The organism is Streptomyces sp. NPDC097617 (assembly GCF_044761485.1).
Classification (GTDB): Bacteria; Actinomycetota; Actinomycetes; order Streptomycetales; family Streptomycetaceae; genus Streptomyces.
This window is the reverse complement of sequence record NZ_JBIWCL010000007.1, coordinates 81,038-102,003: the sequence shown is the minus strand read 5'-3', so window position 1 is coordinate 102,003 and position 20,966 is coordinate 81,038. Positions and strand designations below refer to the sequence as shown.

General features: G+C 69.9%; 13 protein-coding genes and 2 pseudogenes. 7 read left to right on the top strand and 8 right to left on the bottom strand.

From position 1 onward, the window contains the following. Positions 1–65 precede the first annotated feature (65 nt). The 3 genes and pseudogenes from ACIQZO_RS14550 to ACIQZO_RS14540 all read right to left on the bottom strand — a co-directional run. The gene (locus ACIQZO_RS14550; RefSeq protein WP_403625750.1) at positions 66–1,010 is read right to left on the bottom strand and encodes an SCO0930 family lipoprotein; all 945 of its coding nucleotides are present in this window, start codon (positions 1,008–1,010) and stop codon (positions 66–68) included. Positions 1,011–1,127: 117 nt separating this feature from the next. After that, the gene (locus ACIQZO_RS14545; protein WP_403625273.1) at positions 1,128–2,177 is read right to left on the bottom strand and encodes a GDSL-type esterase/lipase family protein; all 1,050 of its coding nucleotides are present in this window, start codon (positions 2,175–2,177) and stop codon (positions 1,128–1,130) included. Further along, positions 2,174–2,509: pseudogene (locus ACIQZO_RS14540) on the bottom strand (SDR family oxidoreductase); the annotation flags it as partial. The gene ACIQZO_RS14545 and the pseudogene ACIQZO_RS14540, both read right to left, overlap by 4 nt. 360 nt (positions 2,510–2,869) lie before the next feature. On the opposite strand from ACIQZO_RS14540, the gene ACIQZO_RS14535 reads away from it, so the two are divergent. Next, on the top strand, positions 2,870–4,324 hold the full coding sequence (locus tag ACIQZO_RS14535) for an amino acid permease (protein WP_403625270.1): 1,455 nt from the start codon (positions 2,870–2,872) through the stop codon (positions 4,322–4,324). A 10-nt stretch (positions 4,325–4,334) separates the two neighbouring features. After that, positions 4,335–4,790: an Lrp/AsnC family transcriptional regulator gene (locus tag ACIQZO_RS14530; protein WP_393850619.1), complete on the top strand. Its 456-nt coding sequence runs from the start codon at positions 4,335–4,337 to the stop codon at positions 4,788–4,790. Positions 4,791–4,803: 13 nt separating this feature from the next. Here the strand turns inward: ACIQZO_RS14530 and ACIQZO_RS14525 are convergent. Then, a pseudogene (locus tag ACIQZO_RS14525) lies at positions 4,804–5,004 on the bottom strand (GNAT family N-acetyltransferase); the annotation flags it as partial. Positions 5,005–5,085: 81 nt separating this feature from the next. Here ACIQZO_RS14525 and ACIQZO_RS14520 point away from each other — a divergent pair. The 4 genes from ACIQZO_RS14520 (at position 5,086) to ACIQZO_RS14505 (ending at position 8,431) form a co-directional block, all read left to right on the top strand. Next, positions 5,086–5,232 (top strand): hypothetical protein, encoded by a 147-nt coding sequence (locus tag ACIQZO_RS14520; RefSeq protein ID WP_403625267.1) that lies wholly within the window; start codon positions 5,086–5,088, stop codon positions 5,230–5,232. An 86-nt stretch (positions 5,233–5,318) separates the two neighbouring features. Then, positions 5,319–5,702, top strand: a complete 384-nt coding sequence (locus ACIQZO_RS14515) for a hypothetical protein (RefSeq protein WP_403625264.1) — start codon at positions 5,319–5,321, stop codon at positions 5,700–5,702. Between the two features lie 188 nt (positions 5,703–5,890). Beyond that, complete coding sequence (locus ACIQZO_RS14510) at positions 5,891–6,691, top strand: carbon-nitrogen hydrolase family protein (protein ID WP_403625261.1); 801 nt, start codon at positions 5,891–5,893, stop codon at positions 6,689–6,691. A 42-nt stretch (positions 6,692–6,733) separates the two neighbouring features. Then, complete coding sequence (locus tag ACIQZO_RS14505) at positions 6,734–8,431, top strand: flavin monoamine oxidase family protein (protein ID WP_403625258.1); 1,698 nt, start codon at positions 6,734–6,736, stop codon at positions 8,429–8,431. Positions 8,432–8,592: 161 nt separating this feature from the next. On the opposite strand, the gene ACIQZO_RS14500 is transcribed toward ACIQZO_RS14505, so the two are convergent. Together ACIQZO_RS14500 and ACIQZO_RS14495 are read right to left on the bottom strand one after the other, a co-directional pair. Beyond that, the gene (locus tag ACIQZO_RS14500) at positions 8,593–9,054 is read right to left on the bottom strand and encodes an SUKH-3 domain-containing protein (protein ID WP_403625255.1); all 462 of its coding nucleotides are present in this window, start codon (positions 9,052–9,054) and stop codon (positions 8,593–8,595) included. Further along, on the bottom strand, positions 9,051–15,335 hold the full coding sequence (locus tag ACIQZO_RS14495; RefSeq protein WP_403625252.1) for an RHS repeat domain-containing protein: 6,285 nt from the start codon (positions 15,333–15,335) through the stop codon (positions 9,051–9,053). Before ACIQZO_RS14495 ends, ACIQZO_RS14500 begins: the two co-directional genes overlap by 4 nt. 465 nt (positions 15,336–15,800) lie before the next feature. On the opposite strand from ACIQZO_RS14495, the gene ACIQZO_RS14490 reads away from it, so the two are divergent. Next, entirely contained in the window at positions 15,801–18,728 is a 2,928-nt protein-coding gene (locus ACIQZO_RS14490; protein WP_403625249.1) for a DNRLRE domain-containing protein, read from the top strand. 90 nt (positions 18,729–18,818) lie between these two features. On the opposite strand, the gene ACIQZO_RS14485 is transcribed toward ACIQZO_RS14490, so the two are convergent. Continuing rightward, positions 18,819–19,460 carry a DUF5995 family protein gene (locus tag ACIQZO_RS14485; protein WP_403625246.1) on the bottom strand — a complete coding sequence of 214 codons (642 nt, stop codon included), beginning with the start codon at positions 19,458–19,460 and terminating at the stop codon, positions 18,819–18,821. Between the two features lie 75 nt (positions 19,461–19,535). Then, a complete protein-coding gene (locus tag ACIQZO_RS14480) occupies positions 19,536–20,945 on the bottom strand; it encodes a uracil-xanthine permease family protein (RefSeq protein WP_403625243.1) in 1,410 nt (469 codons plus the stop codon). Between the last annotated feature and the right edge of the window lie 21 nt (positions 20,946–20,966).

Genomic DNA, 20,966 nt, shown 5'->3' with positions numbered 1-20,966 from the left:
CCCAGGGGGGATGTGGGCGAGGGCCGCGCGAACGGGGTGGGGGGGTGGGGAGGCGGGGGCGGGGACTACTGGACGGTGATGAGCTTGCCCTCGGGGGACACGGCGTACCAGGTGCCGCCCACGCCCTGGCCGTTGATGTCACCGGCCTTCTTGTCACCGGTGAAGGTGTAGACGGGCCAGCAGTCGATCGACTGCTGCTTCTTGCCGTCCGGGCGGTCCAGGACCGTGTAGTTCTTCTCGACGATGCCCTTGGCGTTGGCCTTGTCCACCGGCGGGACGGCCGGCCACTTGGCCAGGCATTCACCCGTGCACTTGGAGACCATCGGCCACGCGGTGTCCGGCTTGAACCGGTAGACGGTCATGCCCTTGCCGTCGACGATGTGGTCGCCCAGCTTGGGGTCCTTCGCCACCGACAGGGCTCCTTCCGCCTCGGCGGCGCCCTCCGGGGCCGGGGCCGCAGCGTCCGGGGCAGCCGCCTTCGCGGCCTTCTTGCCGTCGGGCCCGAACGCGAACCACACCCCGCCGACGCCCTGGCCGTTGACGTCGCCGGCCTTGGCGTCCTTGTTGAAGCGGTACGCGGGCCAGCCGGCCACGGTGAGCTGCTTGCTGCCGTCGGTGCGTACGACCTCGCCCAGCAGCGCCGGGTCCATCCCCGCGGCGGCGGTGGCATCGCCCGCGGCGACCACCGGCCAGGTCTTCTCGCAGTCGCCGTCGCAGTTCGACTTCGGCGGCTTGGCGGTGTCCTTGTCGAAGCGGTAGAGGGTGAGCCCGGTGCTGTCGGTGAGTACCTGGCCGAGTTGCTCGTTGGGGGCGGCGGCCAGCTGGCCGGCCGGCTTGGCGCCCGCGGCGCCGTCGGCGGCGGCCGGGGCCTTCCCGTAGTCCTGGGCTGCGGCGGCCCCGACCGGCTTGGTCGTGTCTGCGGCCTTGTCATCGGTCGGGCCGCAGGCCGTCGCCGCGAGGACGACGACGATCGCGGCCGCGGCCAGGGTGGTTCCGCGCTTGATGCCCATCTTGATCTCTCCCACGTCCGGTGTCTTCGTGTCCGCCACCGTGGTGGCGTCAACTCTGCCCAGGACACGCCGTGGTGGGCGAGATCTGTTCAACTCCTCAGGTGTGGGCTGTTTCACTCACCCCGCTCCGAACCCGGTGCGCCGCAGAGCCGTGGCCACAGCGAGGCCGAGTACCTGGTGTCCGCTGTCGTTGGGGTGCAGTCCGTCCGCCAGATGCTCGGGACCGAGCAGGTCACGGCCGGGGAGGACGGCGAGCCGGTCGTCCCCGGCGGCGACCCGGTCCCGGGTGGCGCGCTCCATCGCGTCGCGCAGGGCGCCCAGGGTGGCGCCGAGTTTGTTCGGCGTGCGCTCGGCGTCCGGCCGCAGGACGGGGGAGACCAGCAGGATCGGGGTCCGCGGATGGCCCTGGCGGACCAGTTCGAGGAAGGCGCGCGTGGTCTCGTACAGCAGGGGCGCCGAAAAGGGCACCCGGGACCAGCAGTTGGTGCCGAAGGCGAGGGTGAGGACGTCGGCGGGCAGTCCCGCGAGCTGTTCGGCGGTGGTCAGTTCACCGCGCGCGGCCCCCGCGTAGCCGAGGTTGACGGTGTCCCAGCCGAGCGCCCGGCCGGCGACGGCGGGCCAGCCGTGCGCGGGGCGGGTGGACCACCAGCCCTCGGTGATGGAGTCGCCGTGCACCACCCAGCGCGGGGCGGGCGGCGCCGGGGCGAGCGGGCCGCCGATCCCGCGCAGCCCGAGGATCAGCGGGGACTGGGTCTCGGGCGGGTGGACGGTGAACGGGCCGCCTGTGCCGCCCCCGCGGCCTGCGCCGCCCAGCTCGATCCGTACGACGGCCTCCGCGGCCGGTTCGGTGAACACCTCGCTGACCACCCCGTGCCGGTCCCACAGCGCGAAGCCGTGCGCGAGGTCGCGCAGCGCGTCGGTGGGGCCGGGCACGGTCGCCCGGTAGCGGATCTCCACGGCCCGCGCGGTCTCGGTGGTGAACTCCAGCCGGACCCCGATGGGCAGGGTGGAACGCTCGCCGGTGTCCCAGGGCAGCCGCATGGTGTCGGCCGGATCGGCGCGCACCGGACGCCCCCGGTCCAGCCAGGCGACCCCGCGCAGGAAGGGCTGCGCGTCCTGCCACGGCGACGGCTCGTCAGGGCCGCCCACCGCTTCCGGTGGTATCACAGGTCGCCTCCGATCGTCGGGTACGGGAACTGCACGCCGACCCCGCCGTCCACCACCAGCGTCCGCCCCGTGACGTACGAGGGCAGCGGCAGGGCGAGGATGTACAGGGCGGCCGCGATGTCCGCGGTCTCGGCGACCCGGCCCGGTGGGGTGTTCTCCGCGTTGCGCCGCCGCCCCTCGCTGCCCGGCAGCGCGGCGACCCGCGGGGTCCACACCACCCCCGGTGCCACCGCGTTCACCCGTACCCAGCGGGGACCCGCTTCCACCGCCGAGGAGCGCACCAATGCCATCAGCGCGGCCTTCGCGGCCCCGTACGCCGCGCGCTGCGGGGCGGCGGTCGGTCCGGTCCCGGCACGTCGATCTCGTGGAGCACGTCCCGATCCATGGCGGCACGCTGCGGCAGATCTGACGAGGTGTCAAGAAGAGGGGTTCGGAGGGGGTTGCGCAGCGATCGATCATCCATACGCAACAAACGACTGTCAGTGACGGATCCGCGCAATGATCGTGCGCCAATGTGCAAGGATGGTGCATTACGGGCGGTATCACTCAGCTCGTAGGCTCACTCGCTGTACGTGGAGTGGCGTGGACCGCCTGCTCGGCGGTTCCCCATGCCCAGGCTGGCTCCTGCCCGCCCGCTCCGGACCGCTGCGGTCGAAGCCTTATCCCCACCCGCAGCGTCAAAGGAGTCACACGTGCTCGAAACCGGCCAGGCGCCACCGCTCACGTCCGAGCCCAGTAGGCCCGTCCACCCGCTGATGCGCCGCAAGCCCGTCGAGCAGCTCGTCGCCGAGGGCGGCCAGGGCGAGGGCGGTTCGCTGCGCCGCTCGCTCACCATGTGGCAGCTGACGATGATCAGCATCGGCGCCACCCTGGGCACCGGCATCTTCGTCGTCCTCGGCACCGCGGCCCCCAAGGCCGGCCCCGCCGTGACGATCTCCTTCGTGATAGCGGGTCTGACCGCCCTGTTCTCGGCGCTCTCCTACGCGGAGCTCGCCGGATCGGTCCCGGTCTCCGGGTCCTCGTACTCCTACTCGTACGCCACGATGGGCGAGCTCGTCGCCTGGATCTGCGGCTGGTGCCTGGTCCTGGAGTACGGCGTGTCCGTGGCGGCGGTCGCCGTCGGCTGGGGCGAGTACCTCAACGAGCTCCTCGACGGAACGATAGGCATCACGATCCCCGACCAGGTCTCCGCGCCCCTCGGTGACGGCGGCCTGATCAACCTGCCCGCGCTCGTCGTGGTCCTGCTCGCGATGGTCTTCCTGATGCGCGGCGCCAAGGAGAGCGCCCGGATCAACTCGATCATGGTCGGCGTGAAGATCGTCACCCTGCTGCTCTTCATCGGCATCGGCTTCATGGGCATCAAGGCCGGCAACTACGCCCCGCTCGCCCCGCTCGGCGTCACCGGCATCAGCGCCGCCGCCTCCACGCTCTTCTTCTCGTACATCGGTTTCGACGCCGCCTCCACCGCCGGTGAAGAGGCCAAGAACCCCAAGCGGGACCTGCCCCGCGCGATCATGCTCTCGCTGCTGATCGTCACCGTGCTCTACGTCCTCGTCGCCTTCGTCGCCGTCGGCGCCATGCCGTGGCAGGACTTCGAGGGCACCGAGGCCGCGCTCGCGCAGATCATGACCGATGTCTCCGGCCACACCTTCTGGGGCGTCGTCCTCGCCGCCGGCGCCGTCGTCGCCATCGCCTCCGTCGTCTTCGCCGTGCTCTACGGCCAGACCCGCATCCTCTTCGCCATGTCCCGCGACGGCCTCGTCCCCAAGGTCTTCGCGAAGGTCAACCCGAAGACCGGCGCCCCCCGCGCCAATGTGGTGATCGTCTCCCTCTTCTGCGGAGCCCTCGCCGCCTTCATCCCGCTCGGCAAGCTGGCCGACGCGACCAGCATCGGCACCCTCTTCGCCTTCGGCCTCGTCAACGTCGCCGTGATCATCCTGCGCAGGACCCGCCCGGACATGCCCCGCACCTTCAAGGTGGCGCTGTTCCCGATCACGCCGATCCTCGGCGTCCTCGCCTGCGGCTACATGATGTTCAGCCTCGATACCGCCACGTGGATCGTTTTCGGTGGCTGGATGGTCGCGGGCCTCGTGTTCTACTTCCTGTACGGCATCCGCCGCTCCCGACTGGCCACAGCAGAGAAGTGATCCGCCCGCAGTGCGACTGAACGATCTCGACGAACGCATCGTGCACGCCCTCGCCGAGGACGCCCGGCGTTCCTACGCGGACATCGGCTCCGAGGTCGGGCTCTCCGCCCCCGCCGTCAAACGGCGCGTGGACCGGCTGCGCGCCGAAGGCGCCATCACCGGCTTCACCGTCCGGGTGGACCCCGCAGCCATGGGCTGGGAGACCGAGGGCTTCATCGAGATCTACTGCCGCCACAACACCTCGCCGGACGACATCCGGCGAGGGTTGGAGCGGTACCCCGAGGTAGTGGCCGCGTCGACCGTCACCGGCGACGCGGACGCCCTCGTCCAGATCTTCGCCTCCGACATGCGCCACTTCGAGCGGGTCCTGGAACGCATCGCCGGCGAGCCCTTCGTGGAACGCACCAAGTCGGTGCTCGTCCTCTCCCCCCTGCTCCGCCGCTTCACCTCCGGCGCGCCGGCCTGAGGCCGTACCCCGCTCAAGGGGTGCGCAGGCCCAGGAACACGGAGCTGCGGCGCAGGGTGAAGCCCATCGACTCGTAGAGCCGGATCGCCCCGGTGTTCGAGGCCGCCGCGTGCAGGAACGGGCTCTCCCCGCGCTCGCGGGCCGCCGCCGCGACCGCGCGGACCAGCCGGCCCGCCAGTCCCCGGCCCCGGTGGCCCGGGTGCGTGCACACGGCGCGACCGACATGGCCCGCCACCGGGAAGCCTAACCAGCGCCGGTCGGGGGCGGCCGAGGACAGGACGGGGGGTGGGCGGAGGTGGACGCAGCCACAACGGCGCACCCGCACCTCCACGCATCCCCGCATCCGCACACGCGTCCCCGGGCCCTGCGCAGCTGGTGGCTCACCCGGCGCCTGCACATCGACCTCCTGCGGGTGTGCAGCGCATTCGGCCCGCGCGGCTGACCCCCTCAGAGACGAGTGACCCGGACCGGGCGCGCGCCCCGCGCCGCCCGGGGCCCCGCCGTGCAGTCCTCCACCCCGGGAGAGCCATGTCGTACACCATCCTGCCCCGCACCGGCCCGGCGCCCGCCCCGCGCGGCCGCATCGGAGCCGGTTTCTCACCCGTCCCGCACCGCTACCACCTGTACCTCTGCGCCGACTGTCCCCGCTCCCGGCAGGTCACCGACGCCCTCGCCGAGCTGGGCCTGGCCGACTCGATCCCCGCCACCGTCCTCGGTGCGGACCCCCGAAAGCCCGAGTACACCGGGCTGCGCCTGGCCTACGAGGCCACCGGCCACCACTTCCACGGCGCCCTGACCGTCCCGGCCCTCGTCGACACCTGGAGCGGCCGCGTCGTCGCCGACCGCACCCCCGATATCCTCGACGACCTGCGCTTCCTCGCCGGTCACCCGGCCTTCCGCACGGCCTCGTAGCGGGGGCCGCGCAGGGGTCGTACGGGCCCCATGAGGGGGGTGGGACGCGCCCGCGCAACGAATCGCCGCGACAGCCGCGGAACACGCAACGAATCGATGCGCGGAGCGCAACGCTCACGGCTTGTCGCGGTCGAAGGTGCGAACGTACCGTTTTATGACCCCGACCCCGCCTGTCACAGAGGTAGCCCATGCCCCCGCTGCGCACCGCCCTCCTCCAGAGCTCCGGCGTTCTCGGCGACACCGCCGAGAACCTCAAGGCGCTCGACGAGGCAGCGGCGCGCGCCGCGCAGAGCGGGGCCGGGCTCCTCGTGACCTCGGAGATGTTCCTGACCGGCTACGCGCTGGACCTCCAGGACATTCCCGGCCTCGCCGAACCGGCCGACGGCGCCGCCGCCCGAGCCATCGGCGAGATCGCCCGCCGCCACGGGGTCGCCGTCCTCTACGGCTACCCGGAGAGCGCGGACGGCGCCGTCTACAACGCCGCCCAGCTCATCGGCCCCGACGGCGCGGCGCTGGCGAACTACCGCAAGACCCACCTCTTCGGCTGCTTCGAACAGGACGCCTTCACCCCCGGCGACATCCCCGTCGTCCAGGCGGACCTGAACGGCCTCCGCATCGGCATCATGATCTGCTACGACGTGGAGTTCCCCGAGAACGTCCGGGCGCACGCCCTCGCCGGCACCGACCTCCTCCTGGTGCCGACCGCGCAGATGCACCCGTTCCAGTTCGTCGCCGAACAGCTGGTGCCCGTACGGGCCTTCGAGAACCAGATGTACATCGCGTACGTCAACCGCACCGGCCCGGAAGGCGAGTTCGAGTTCGTCGGGCTCAGCTGCCTGGCGAGCCCCGACGGGGTCACCCGGACCCGGGCCGGCCGCGGCGAGGAGCTGGTGTTCGGCGAGGCCGATCCCGAGCTGCTGTCGGCCTCGCGCGAGAACAACCCCTACCTGCGCGACCGCCGACCCGGGCTCTACGCCTCCCTCGTCTAAGACCTCTCTTCCCCCAGCCCTGCCGCAAGGAGACGTACCCCCATGACGTCCACGGTGCCCACCACCGCCGTCCCGCACAGCGACGGACAGCCGCCGATCACCATGTTCGGCCCGGACTTCCCGTACGCGTACGACGACTTCCTCGCCCACCCGGCGGGCCTCGGCCAGATACCGGCGACCGAGCTCGGCACCGAGGTCGCGGTCATCGGCGGCGGACTGTCCGGCATCATCTCGGCGTACGAGCTGATGAAGATGGGCCTGAGGCCCGTCGTCTACGAGGCCGACCAGATCGGCGGCCGCCTGCGCACCGTCGGCTTCGAGGGCGCCGGCACCGAGGAGCTGACCGCGGAGATGGGCGCCATGCGCTTCCCGCCGTCGTCCACGGCCCTGCAGCACTACATCGACCTCGTCGGCCTGGTCACGGAGCCCTTCCCGAACCCGCTGGCCGAGGCGACCCCCTCCACGGTCGTCGACCTCAAGGGCGAGACCCACTACGCCGAGACCATCGCCGACCTCCCGCAGGTCTACCGCGACGTGTCCGCCGCGTGGAACGCCTGCCTCGACGAGGGCGCCGACTTCTCCGACATGAACACCGCGATGCGCGAGCGGGACGTCCCGCGCATCCGCGAGATCTGGGCGAAGCTCGTCGAGAAGCTCGACGACGAGACCTTCTACGGCTTCCTCTGCAAGTCCGAGGCCTTCAAGTCCTTCCGCAAGCGCGAGATCTTCGGCCAGGTCGGCTTCGGCACGGGCGGCTGGGACACCGACTTCCCGAACTCCATCCTGGAGATCCTGCGCGTCGTCTACACCGAGGCCGACGACCACCACCGCGGCATCGTGGGCGGCTCCCAGCAGCTGCCGCTGCGCCTGTGGGAGCGCGAGCCCGAGAAGATCGTGCACTGGGCCCAGGGCACCTCGCTGTCCTCCCTGCACGACGGCACCCCGCGTCCGGCGGTCACCCGCCTGCACCGCACGGCCGGCAACCGCATCACGGTCACCGACTCCTCCGGCGACATCCGCACCTACCGCGCCGCGATCTTCACGGCGCAGTCCTGGATGCTCCTGTCGAAGATCGCGTGCGACGACACGCTGTTCCCGATCGACCACTGGACGGCGATCGAGCGCACCCACTACATGGAGTCGTCCAAGCTCTTCATCCCCGTCGACCGGCCGTTCTGGCTGGACAAGGACGAGCAGACGGGCCGCGACGTCATGTCGATGACCCTGACGGACCGCATGACGCGCGGTACGTACCTCCTGGACAACGGCCCGGACAAGCCCGCCGTCATCTGCCTCTCGTACACCTGGTGCGACGACAGCCTGAAGTGGCTGCCGCTGTCCGCGAACGAGCGGATGGAGGTCATGCTGAAGTCCCTCGGCGAGATCTACCCCAAGGTCGACATCCGCCGCCACATCATCGGCAACCCGGTGACCGTGTCCTGGGAGAACGAGCCCTACTTCATGGGCGCGTTCAAGGCCAACCTCCCGGGCCACTACCGCTACCAGCGCCGCCTGTTCACCCACTTCATGCAGGACCGCCTCCCCGAGGACAAGCGCGGCATCTTCCTCGCGGGCGACGACATCTCCTGGACGGCCGGCTGGGCCGAGGGTGCGGTCCAGACCGCCCTCAACGCCGTCTGGGGCGTCATGCACCACCTCGGCGGCTCCACGGACTCCACCAACCCGGGCCCCGGCGACGTCTACGACGACATTGCCCCGGTCGAACTCCCGGAGGACTGACCCCTCAGGGCATCAAGGCCACGGGCCGTTCCCCGCGCGAGCAGCGCGGGGAACGGCCCGTTCTCATGTCCACCGTCGACTTCGCCGTCGCCTTCGCCGGCGCCGGGAACGGCAGAAGCCCTGCCGGAGGATCCGGCAGGGCTTCCGTGGACGGAGATCCGTCAGGGTTCTATGAGATACGCCTTGTTCCAGTTGTCAGAGATCAGCGCGGTCATCGACGGTAGGAAGCCGTGGCCCACCCGCTGGACGCCCGCGACGTCGCCGAAGTAGATGTCACCGTCCTCCGAGAGGAGGACCGTGGAGTCACCGAAAGCCGTTCCGACAGGGAGCAGTCCCTTACCGGCGATCTTCGCGTAGTACCCGATGCGGATGATGTGCTCGTTCAGGGCACCCTCGATACTGATCTCCAGTTCGGTCTCGGACCTACCCTGGTGCAGCCACGAGATGGTGATCTCTCGATACTGCTCGAGGAAGTCGAGCAGGCGGGGAGTCACCTCGTATCCCTCTTCCCGGTACTGGTCGCAGATCGTCTCGACGTCAAGGTCCCCGTACTCCACGGCCGTCGCCTGAGGAAGGGCTTCTACCACCTCGTCCAGGTTCGGACGTTCGTTCTCGATGTTCATCCGGTCAGTACGTTCCTCACTACTGAGAAGATCCATGTCGAGCAATTTTCACATGCGCCGAACTTTTTCCCCTTGGTGTTCACGGTGACTATGTCCAGGTTCTTCAGTTTCGCTCCGTCGTTGAGGGCATTGGTGCACATGCGTGCCTCCGCGCAAACCTGCGGCGGTCGTCCCTTGGGGTGCTGGGAAGTCCTCGGGAGAAGGCTTCGCACGGTCGGGTGAAGGTTGTCCGGAGAGCCGCTTGCACCGAGATACGTCTTGCCGGTGGTCGAGTCCCGACCAACGCTGAATGCACCGGGCGCGTGGCTTCGCTCCCCTCTGGCATGCTCTGCCAGCATCTCGGTGATGTGATCCTTTCCAATGTCCATCAGCTCTTTCTTGAGTTCGTCGTTCGGTCCCTTCTTCGGGGCGTTCTGCTGCTGCTTCGGCGGTTTCTGATTGGACTTGGGGGCCTTCTTCGCGGCCGCCTGCTGCTTCGGTGCGGCCTTTGCCTGCGGCTTCTTGGCGACCTGCTTCGCCGCCTGCTTCTTGGCCGCCTGCTTGGCGGCCTCCTTGGCCGCCTGCTTCTTGGCGGCTTCCAGTGCCACCTTCTTCGCAGCCTCGATGGCTGCCTTCTTCGCGGCTTCCTCCGCGGCCTTCTTGGCGGCTTCGGCAGCGGCCTTCTTGGCGGCTTCGATAGCGAGACGCTTCGCGAGTTCGGCTGCTGCCCTCTTTGCGGCCTCAATAGCGGCGCGGCGGGCGATCTCCATCGCGATGCGCTGGGCGGCGATGCGGATGGCTATGCCGACGAGGATGGGGATGATCTTGCCGTCGGGGTCCGAGATGGACACCGGGTTGTTGTTCGCGTACGCGTACCCGTTCATCTGCTGCGGGTCGTCGATGTCGATCAACGGGTCGACCGACAGGAAGCGCCCGGTGGCCGGCTCGTAGGAGCGGACACCCAGCTGAGTCAGACCGGTGGAGGCGTCGACTGTGCCGCCGACGAAGCCCTTCTGGTCCGGCCATGCCTGCGGCGCGGTACCCCGCGTCTCACCGTAGGGGGTCATGTCCCGCCGGGTGGCGGTCATCGAACCCACGGCGTCCACCGAGATGGTCGCCGTGTTGTGGTGGTCGGCGGAGAGGTAGGAGACCTTTCCGTCCGAGGAGCGGACGGCAACCGTTGAGCCGCTGAACCCGTACCCGCGAGTGGCCTTCGTGCTGCCGTCCGGAGCCAAGGCCACCTCGGTGGTGCCAAGGTAGAGCGTGGTGCCCGAAGGGTCCTTGCGCAGCAGGCGGTTGCCCTCGGCGTCGTAGACGTACTCGGTGACCTTGGTGCCCTCGGTGACCTTGGTGAGCTGCCCCTCGGTGTCCCACTCCAGCTTCTGCTCGGAGTTCCCGATCTTGCGGAGGGTGGTGTTGCCGGTGGCGTCGTACGCGTACGAGTCCTTGCGGGTTCCCGTGGGCTCGACGACGTCGACGCCGCTCAGTGCGTGCGGCTGGCTGCTCTTGGCAGTCGGGTAGGTGTAGGTGCGGCGGGTCTCGCCGTTGCCCACGTCGTGCTTGGTCTCGCTGGTGCGGTTGCCCGTCGGGTCGAACGTGTACGAGTGCCAGTACGGCGACACACCGCCGACGGTGGCTGCGGAAGGTCCCCCCGCACAGGTCGTCTTCGCGGTCCAACCCTCAGTCATACGACGCAGGTAGTCGTACGCGAAGCACTGCGTGTCGCGGGTCGTCCCCTCGCGCAGTTCGCTGAGAGAAGTGATGTTGCCCGCAGGGTCGTAGGCGTAGTCGACCTCGGACAGCGCGGACGGTGCGACCTCACGGTCCGCGAACGACTTGGTGACCCGACGGGTCGAGTCGTCCAGGTAGTTGGTGTGGATCATGCGCTTGCCCTTGGCGCCCTGCATGTACTGCATGAGCTCGCCGAAGGGGGTGTACCGACTGCTGCTGACGTACTCGGCCGCGCCCTTGAGGGTGCTGGGCACCCCTGCGGCGTTGTAGCCGAAGTCCACCTTCTCAGCGGCGAGTCCGCCCACGGCGGGCAGGTGCGCGGAGGCAGGCTTGCCGACGCTGTCGAAGTCGACCTTGGATTCGTAGCTTCCGGAGAGCTTGCCCAGCCCGTCCGGAACCGTGGTTCTGGATCCGGTCGCGGTTCCGCTGCCGTCGTAGCCGAGGACCGAAGTGGTGTACGCCTTGCCGTCGACGTTGCGGGTCGAGGACGTCGGTCGGCCCTTGGACAGGGTGTCGTAGGTCCACTCGGAGAGCTTCGGTCCCGCGGGACCCCCATCGCGCACCGCGAGACGGCGGCCGAGCTTGTCGTAGGAGGCGTGCACGGTCTTGCCGCGGGCGTCGGTCGTCGAGACGGGCTGGTCACCGTCGTCGAAGGTGTACGTGGTGACGCCGCGATCGGGGTCGGTGTCCTTGGTCTTGCGACCACGCAGGTCGTACTCGTGCGTCCAGGTGTTGCCTACCGGGTCGACGACTTTGAGCAGCTCACCACCGGGGCCGTACTCGTAACGGGTGCTGTCGTACGCGCCGCTGGCCTCGCGGCCCTTGTACTGGCGCAGTTCGACGGTGTTGCCGCGGGCATCGCCGATCGTGGTGGTGACCGTCGAGCCCTGGGGCGGGACGACGTGCTGACGATCACCCTCGTAGGCGGTCGTGCTGCGCCACTTCTCGGTGCCGAGGCTGTAGAACAGTTCGGCCGACTTGCGCCCGGCACCGTCGTACAGGTAGCCGGTCTGGCGGATGATCTGGTTGTCCGGGACGGAGACCAGGGTGGTGGCGGGGTTGCTCTTCTCCAGGTAGGGACCCGATGCCTTCACCTGGAGGCCCCGGGAGTCGTACACCGTGTCGGTGACGACGCGGCCGGAGCGCGCCTCGTCGTTCTGGTTGAGGTCGGCGCGCGTGGCCTGGGTCTGCCGCGGCCGCATCAGACCGTCGTACAGCTCCTGGCTGACGGTGTACGTGTCGTCCGCGAGACGGGTGCGCGTGGTGACGGCGGAGGGGCCGTCCTTGCGCGTCAGGTACGAGACCTCGACGTCGGGCTTCTGGTCCCGGGTCCGTCCCGCCGACCAGCCCTTGGTTAGGCGGCCGAGGGCGTCGTACTCGGACTCCTCACGGCGGCCGTCGGCGTCGATCTCGGTCAGGGTCAGGCCCCGGGCGGGGTCGATGATCTCGGTCTCGGTGTGTCCGAGCGCGTTGGTCGTGACCACCTGGTGCGGCATTTCGCCGGTAGCCGGGGTGTACGCGGTGCCGGAGGTGTTGCCCAGGACGTCCGTGGTCTCCACGGAGCGGCCGTAGTGGTCGAACTTCTCCGTTCCGGTCACCACATAGCGCGGCTGCCCGCCGACGTACTCGGCCAGCTCCTCCGCTGCTGTGGCGTCGCCCCGCTCGGGGGTTCCCCCGAAGCCCTTGCCGTCGTAGTGGGTGCGCTCGTCGGAGATGACGTGCGCGGGCCGCTGGACGGCGGCGTCGCAGGCGACGGAGACGGTTTCCTGACGGGATACGAGGTTGAGCAGGTGCTTGCGGGTGTTGCGCGCGTACTCGGTCCGCACGCAGCGGTCGTCGCCTGCGGTGGACGTGTCACCCAGGTCGTTGACCTCGGTGATCACGCCGTGCTCGTCGTAGGTCTTTTTCACCGCGGTGCGCCGGAAGCCGGTCGCGAGGGCCGTGCGGGTGCGCTCCGCGCCGTTGTTGAACCGGTGCGCGGTCAACGGTGTCGTGCCGGTGCGGTTGCGCGTCGCGGTCGCGGCGCTGATGAACGGCTCGTACGAGGTCGCGGCGATCAGCGGGCCGCCGTCACCGTTGTAGCTGAGGGTCTCCCGGGTACCGCCGGCCTGCGAGAGGTGGTCGGTGATCTGGTTGCCCTCGGAGTCGGCGACCTTGACGCTGCGCGCGCCGCCGGAAGCGGTGCGGTCGCCGTCCAGGCCCCGGAAGTAGACGTTCTCCGAACGCGTGCGCTGGTCGGCGCCGTCGCCCGTGCGGGTGATGACCTTGCCGTAGCCGCGCCACTGGTTCCAGGTGCGCTCGGTGTCGCGCAGGAACTCGGAGGTGTCGTACGCCCAGGCCGGGGCGCCGGAGTACTCGTACCGGGTGACGGTCGAGGGGGATCCGCCGACGAGGTCGTTCTCGACGACCTGGGTGGCGACGTACTTGTGGAAGTAGTCCTTGTACGGCTTGGGCCGGCCGTCCGGGCCGATGGGCTGCCCCGGCGCGGACCAGTTGACCGGGTAGCAGCGCAGGGTGTTGTCGGCGTCCGAGGCCGGCAGGGTGCCGTTGCGGTTGCACTCGGGAGCCGAGTAGGTGACGCCGATCAGGCCACCGGATTCGGTGCTGATGGCGTTGATCCGGTAGCGGATGAAGGGCGGCAGGCCCTCCAGGCCGTCGACGCGGTTGGCCAGCTGCTGGCCGGAGAAGGTGATCTCGGGGGTGCTGAGCTCACCGTTGGTCTTACCGGTGTGCTTGACCGAGGCCAGCCACAGGCCGTTGCTGGTGCCGTCGCCGGTCTGGGGGAAGGAGTGGGTCAGGTCCCAGCGGTCGACGTCCTTGTACGCGCCCCGGGTCAGCACCTGGGTGGTGATGGCCGAGAACCGCTTGCGGGTCCAGAAGGTGGGGGAGTGCTGGTTCTTGCACTCCTTGCCGGGAGCGCAGAACTGGTCGACGGGGACGTCGGGCCAGTTCTTGGCGTTCTCCTTGGTGAACTTGGCGTCCGAGCAGTCCGCACCGGGCAGGCAGCGCTCCGCGGTGTCGATCAGGACCTTGGCCGGGGCCTTGGTGCCGTATTCGGCGCCGGTCCGCAGGCCGTACTCGACGCGGCTGAGGTGCCCGCCACGGGTGTACTCGACGCCCTGGAGCTGCTTGTTGGCGCCGTAGCGGTTTGTCTCCTTGGCGTAGTAGTAGACCATGGCGTTCCCCTGCACGTCGGAGACGTGGTCGAGGTTGTAGCGCCAGGCGCGCTGCTTGCCGCCGTCCTTGCCGTACAGCGGGACGGTGAAGGCGGAGTTGGTCTCCTGGTCGCCGGCCTTCCAGTTGCCCGGCCGGCCCAGGCCGAAGGTGAAGACCGTGCCGGAGACGGTCGTCAGGCGGAAGTAGCCGCCCTCGGCGTCCCCGTTGGCGGCACCGGTGAGGTACTCGACCTTGGAGCCGTCGTCCTTGACACCCTTCCAGGTGCCGGTGGCGTCGTCCCTGACCAGCTCGGTGCCCGAGCCGTTGAGGGAGAGCATGGCGTTCTCGGAGGCGAAGCACAGGTCGCCCTTGCCGTCCTTGAAGCTCACTCCGGAGCCGGGGACGTCCGAACAGGGCTGGAAGCGGCGCTCGATGAAACCGCCGGAGGTGAGCTCGAACCCGTCGCCCGCCTGCGAGGGCTGGGTGTTGCTGGCGGCCATGCGGCCGTCCACGCTCTGCGCGGAGTAGTTCAGCCCGAGCTCGGGAGAGAGGTCTCCGGGAGCTTCCGGGGTGGACATGGGGTAGGTCCAGTTGAAGTCACCGGAGGCCCCGCCCGACTGCCAGCTCGAGGTGGGGGCGAGCGGCGTCGCCTTGAAGTCTCCGCCGGTGCCGGAGGCACCCGCTTCGGCGGCCAGGGCCATCGGAGCCGCGGCGGCCGCGCTCCGCGCGGAAAGCGCCTGCGGTGACTTGGCGCCGGCACCGGCGTCGCTGCCCGTACCGGCCAGGGCGATACGGGCGGTCAGCGTCTTGTTCTTGACGTCATTTCCGCTGTCGACCGGCGTTCCGGTCTTGCACTCGGGCTTCTCCGGCGTCGTCAGTACGCATGCCGGGTACTGCACCACGCGCATGCGGCCCGCGAAGTTCGCGCCGAAGGCTCCGGCGAACGCGGAGTAGTCGACGTCCAGTTCGACCTTGCCGGGCGAAGGTGCGCCCGCGCCCGGTTCCACGGCCATCAGCACACCGTTGATGCCGGCCTTTTCGGCGTGGGCCTGGTTCTTGACCGAGACCTTCACATTGGCCGGTGCGGCCGGTGCGGCCGGTGCGGCAGGAGCAGCCGCGGCTCCCGACCGGGTGAACGGAACTGCCGTGGTCGCGGCGCGTATTCCGACGGGGAGGCCGCCTACGTCACTGCGGGCGGGCGCAGCGGCCTGCGCGCGGGCGGTTGCGCCGGTGCCGGGCTCCAGGAGCGCTTCGCCGCCCTTGGGCCAGGCGACCTTGGGGGCCTTCTTCTGGGCGTTCTGCGCTGCTTCGTTCTTCGGCGCGGATTTCACCGGCACGGCGGTGCCGGTGAGTGCCGGCTCGTTCTGGGTGCCGCGGACCTTGAACTTCTCGGTGGCCGCGGCCGCGGTGCTCACGCCTGCCGATACCAGCAGGGCGGAGCTGACCGTAATGGCAATGGTCTGGGCCGAACGGCGAATGTATTTGGGCCAGTTCCATACGTTGTCCGAGCTCCAATGGGGCTCGGATCTCCGGGGTATGTGCGACGGACTCACGCAATTCCTCTATGCAGAATGAGGCGCGTTGACGACCAACGCACCTATCACGCACACAGTAAACGATCAATCCTGACATGGTCATGCATTAGTCAACGTAGTCCATAGTGGAACCGGACGAACCTGTTCCGATCTCTTGGTAAACCCAGGAGAAGGTCAAGAATGAGTATAAGTATGATCTAGTTCCGTAAGGTTCTGGGTGCGTGTGATCTTCGGCTCGACCTCGGTCATCCACCCGCCGGCACGCGGGGCCCCCGAACTCTTCACGCGTGCCGCCGACGAGGCGGTCGCTCAATCCGATCGCCCTCACCCCTGGATGGTTTCGCCATGTACTCCGCCCCTCCGTCGAGGAGCCCACGAAGACCACACGCCTGGCCGAAGGCCCTGGCCGTGCTGGCGCTCACCGGTCTCTGCGTCAGCCTGACGCCCGCCCACGCGACTTCCCTCCCCCAGGCCGCGCCCGCCGCGGACACGAAGGGCATGACGCCGGAACAGAAGGCCCAGAGCAGCGCACGTTCCAGCGGGAAGCCGGTGGAGGTCCTGGAGCAGCGCACGGAGGACACCCGCACGCTCGCGAACCCCTCGGGCACGTTCACTCTGGAACGCCACACCAGCCCCAAGTGGGTGAAGAAGGGCGGCAAGTGGGTCGATCTCGACGCCTCCCTCCAGGTCTCGGCCAAGGGGGTCGTGACCCCGAAGGCCTCGCTCCTTCCGCTCTCGCTGTCCGGCGGCGGAACGGGTCCCCTGGTCAGCCTGACCGACGGGGACAAGGAGATATCCCTGACCTGGCCCCAGGCCCTGCCGAAGCCGCGCATCAGCGGGGACACGGCCACGTACCCCGACGTGCTCCCGGGTGTGGACCTGAAGGTCCGCGCCGGTATCGAGGGCTTCTCCCAGGTCCTTGAGGTCAAGTCCGCCGAGGCGGCCGCGAATCCGAAGCTCGCCGAGATCGGCTTCGGCCTCAGGACCAAGAACCTCGCCGTCGCCGCCGACGGCCACGGAAACCTGACCGCCAAGGACGCCGCCGGGCGGATCGTCTTCGGCGGGCCGACCCCGACCATGTGGGAGTCGACCCCGACCGCCGGCCAGCAGAAGGTCTCCTCGCTGGCCCGGAGCGCGGCCGCGGCGCAGGACAGCAGCGGCCCCGTGGTCAAGGACGGCAGCGCCTCGACCGCGTGGGAGCCGGGTCTGAGCGCGAAGCAGGCCCCGATGGCCACCACGGTGGACGGCACCACCCTGACGGTGGTCCCGGACCAGAAGATCCTCAAGGGCAAGGACACCGTCTACCCGGTCTTCATCGACCCGTGGATGAGCGGCGGCCGGATCGCCTGGACCCGGGTGTACAAGAAGTTCCAGGACACCGCGTACTGGAACAAGAACGAACTGGCCCGCGTCGGCTACGAGAACGAGTCCAACGGCCTCTCCCGGTCGCTGTACCGGATGGACACGGCCGGTTTCGCCGGCAAGAACGTCATCCGCGGCACGTTCTCCACCCAGCTCGAATGGTCCTGGTCCTGCCAGGCCCGACCGGTCCAGCTCTGGTTCACCGGCGCCATCAGCTCCGGCACCACGTGGCGCAACCAGCCGGGCTGGGACCAGCACCTGGCCACGGTGAACACGGCCAAGGGCTGGGGCCCCAACTGCCCCGCCGGAGGGGTCGAGTTCGACGTCACGAACAAGATGAGGGAAGCGGCTGCGGCCGGCTGGCGCGATATCACGCTGGGGCTGAAGGCGGAGAACGAGTCCGACACCTTCGGCTGGAAGAAGTTCCTCAACAGCGCCACCCTCTCCATCGAGTACAACCAGACGCCGAACACCCCCGGCGAGCTGCAGATGACCCCGCAGCCCACCGCTCACGGCTACATCGGCAAGACCAACCTCGCCACCGGCGTGCACCTGCGCGCCCGCATCGCGGACCCCGACAGCGGGAACGTGACCGCCCGCTTCCGCGTCCACTACGTCGACCGGGGCGGCTGGTTCAACGAATCCACCGTCAGCGTCCCCAGCGGTGGCATCGCCGACTTCCGCATCCCCGACACGTGGTTGCCCTGGGACGAGTCGTACGCCTGGGAAGTGCAGGCCGACGACGGTACGAGCGCGTCCGCCTGGCAGGGCGGCGGCCGGTTCACCGTGAAGCGGACCGCCCCGCCGGTTCCGACGATCGCGATCGATCCCGTCAAGGGCATCGCCACCTTCACCGCGGAAGGCGCCACGGGCGGGGAGCACGTCCAGACGTACCGGTTCGGGATCAACACCGACCAGCCGACCCGGCGGGTGGAGGCCTGGCACGGCAAGGCGGCGGTACTGCTGCCCAAGATGGGCGAGGGCCGCTACGAGATCAAGGCCTACGCCACCGACAAGGCGGGCAACGACTCCGAGGCCACGCTCAACAGCGGTATCCAGTGGGACGACAACAACACGGCCACCTCCCTCTCCGATGCCACCACCACCCAGGGCGGCCACATGGTCGCGGTCGTCGACGGCCGCGTGTGGCACGGCTTCACCGGAGGCAGCGTCGAGGACACCACACCGGTCGCGGGTGAGATCCCGAACGTCGAGCAGGTGGCCACCATCGGCGCCGACAGCCAGCTCCACGTACTGGCCCTGGCCGACGGAAAGATCCACCACGCCGTGCGCCTCCCCGGCGACTGGCAGCGCTGGGGCGACGCCACCGCCGCCGCCGGCGGGCTGCCGAGGGTGACGCAGATCGCCGCCGCCCAGGACGGCTGGAACATGGTGATCGCCGCCGTCGCGGACGGCAAGGTCTACCTGACGACCCGCTATCCCGACCGCTGGGACCCCTGGCGGCTCGTCCCGGGTACCCCCGCGCAGATCGACCAGATCACCCTCGCCGCGGTGAACGGCCAGCCGCAGCTGGCGATCCTCTCGGCAGGCCTGGCCTACCACGGGGGGCAGGGCCGCCCGGGCAACTGGTCCGCCTTCACCCCGCTTCCCGTCGCCCAGCCGCTGACCTCGATCGAGGCCTCGGCCGCCGCGGGCACCGGCGGGGACTTCCAGCTCAGTGCCGCTGCCGAGGGGCGCATCCACCACACCACCCGCAAGGCCGACGGCAGCTGGACCGCGTGGGGAGACGTGACCGCGGTCGTGGGCAACCCCGGATACACGCGCGAGCTCCTCGCCACCACGGCCGGCGACGGCTTCCGGCTGACCGCCATCGCCAACGGCACCATCAGCCAGACCACCCGCACGGCCGGCGGTCACTGGAGCGGATGGAAGGACATCTACCAGCCGTAACGGCACGGCCCGACCGGGCCGCCGCAGCAGCGGGGCCGTCCCTCCCACGACCGGTGGGGGAGACGGCCCCGCCGTCTTCGGAGCGCCGATTCAGCCGCGCGGGGTCAGCAGGCAGCGGCCGACCAGGCCCACGCCCGCGTCGAGGGAGTCCGTGAACTCCTCGGCCAGGTCCGGCACCCGGCGCAGCGTCCAGAGCAGCCGGGCCGCCGACCAGGCCCCGGCGCGGGCCCGCTCCAGGCTCCACGAGCCGACCAGGTGGGTCAGCGGGTCGGCGATCTCCAGGAGGTCCGGGCCCGGCATCAGGTCCTCCCGGATGTGCTCCTCCAGGGAGACCAGGGTGTCGCCGACCCGGTCGAAGTCCGCCTCCAGGGCCCGTGGTTCGCAGTTCAGCTCACCGCAGGTGGCCACCACGGCGAGCGCCAGGTCGTGGCCGATGTGCGCGTTGATCCCGGCCAGCGCGTGCTGGAGCGGCCGGATCCCCGGGTGGCGGCGGTACTGCAGCAGCGGGCGCCAGCACGCCGGCGCCCGGTCCGCCTCCACCGCCGTCAGGTACCGCTCCGCGAACCGCACGCTGAGGGTCTGCGCCCGCCGGGGCGTCGGGAACCCGCCGTGCTCGATGCGCCGGTGCAGGGTCTCCGTCACCGTCAGGTAGACCCGGTTGAAGACGGCGACGCCGTCCTGCGGCGGGAGCCGCTCCTCCAGGGCGCGCATCCGCGCCAGCACCGCATCCATGGGGGCAGAGTCGCAGGCGCGGACGCGGATCCGGGGAACTTGGCCGTACGCTTCCCCGGTTCGGGCGAAACACCGTCAACGGGGCTTGTCCTGGCCGCCACCGGAGCCGTCCCCCGAGTCGTCGTCGTAGGCGGAGGTGCCCTCGTCGAGCAGGGGCTCCTGCTTGAGGTGCGCGGGCGCGAGGTAGCGCAGTGCGTGGTAGCCGGTGATCACCACGATCGTGCCCAGGGCGATGCCGCCCAGCTCGAAGGTATCGGTGATCTGCAGCTTCACACCGCCGATGCCGATGATGATGCCCGCCGCGGCCGGAACCAGGTTCAGCGGGTTGCGCAGGTCCACCCGGCCGCTGATCCAGATCTGGGCGCCGAGCAGGCCGATCATCCCGTAGAGGATGACGGTGATGCCGCCGAGCACCCCGCCCGGGATCGCGGCGACGATCGCGCCGAACTTGGGGCACAGGCCGAAGAGCAGCGCGAAGCCCGCGGCCGCCCAGTAGGCCGCCGTGGAGTAGACCCGGGTGGCGGCCATGACGCCGATGTTCTCGGAGTAGGTGGTGTTCGGCGGGCCGCCGACCGCCGTGGACAGCATCGACGCGGCGCCGTCCGCGGCGATGGCCGTGCCCAGCTTGTCGTCGAGCGGGTCGCCGGTCATCTCGCCGACGGCCTTGATGTGCCCGGCGTTCTCGGCGATCAGTGCGATGACCACGGGCAGCGCGATCAGGATCGCCGACCACTCGAAGGCGGGCGCGTGGAAGGACGGAAGGCCGATCCAGTCGGCCTTGGCGACCGCGGAGAGGTCGAGCCGCCAGTGGTCGACGGCCGCTTCCCCGCCCACCGTCGAGTGGATCATGCCGAAGAGCAGGTCGAAGATCCAGGAGATGCCGTACCCGAAGAGCAGGCCGAGGAAGATCGCGATGCGCGACCAGAATCCGCGCAGGCAGACCACGGCCGCCCCGGTGAACAGCATGGTCAGCAGCGCCGTCCACTGGTCCTGCGGCCAATAGGTGCTCGCCGTCACCGGCGCCAGGTTGAAGCCGATCAGCATCACCACCGCGCCCGTCACCACCGGCGGCATCGCCGCGTGGATGATCCGGGCACCGAACCGCTGGACCGCCAGGCCCGCCAGGAACAGCGCCACACCGACGACGAAGACGGCGCCCGTGACCACCGCGCTGTCCCCGCCCGAGGCCCGGATCGCCGCCGCGACACCGACGAACGACAGCGAGCAGCCCAGGTACGACGGGACCCGGCCGCGCGTGGCGAGGAGGAAGATCACCGTCGCCACGCCGGACATCATGATGGCCAGGTTCGGGTCCAGGCCCATCAGGACCGGAGCGACGAAACTCGCTCCGAACATCGCCACGACGTGCTGGGCACCCAGCCCGGCGGTCCGCGGCCACGACAGCCGCTCCTCCGGGCGGACCACCGCGCCGGGGGCGGGAGTCCGCCCGTCTCCGTGCAGGGTCCAGCCCACGCCGAGGCCCATGTTCCACTCCGTTTCTCCGGC